The organism is Paraburkholderia sp. SIMBA_030 (genome assembly GCF_046535245.1).
GTDB lineage: Bacteria > Pseudomonadota > Gammaproteobacteria > Burkholderiales > Burkholderiaceae > Paraburkholderia.
Map to the genome: position 1 here is coordinate 1 of NZ_JAWRXB010001837.1, position 229 is coordinate 229.

Here is a 229-nt window from a genome sequence, read left to right on the forward strand (position 1 = left end):
CGCTGATAAAACCCGCCTGCTCCAGGCGCTTGACCCGGTTGAGGCACGGACTCGCCGACAACCCGACCGCTTCGGCCAGATCCACGTTGGTCATGCGCCCGTTATTCTGAAGCTGGCTCAGGATCCGCAAATCCAGTCGGTCCAGCTGCATATTTGTACTCATACCGCGGTTCCCTAATGTTCCGATACGGGTCGTCTAACCCAGAGCCTGAGCAGCAACGGCAAAGGT

At 58.5% G+C, this 229-nt stretch carries 1 protein-coding gene; it reads right to left on the reverse strand.

What is annotated here, in order from left to right:
- The coding region (locus SB772_RS46335) for an Lrp/AsnC family transcriptional regulator (protein WP_410839310.1) at positions 1–163 on the reverse strand (163 nt) is incomplete at its 3' end.
- Between the last annotated feature and the right edge of the window lie 66 nt (positions 164–229).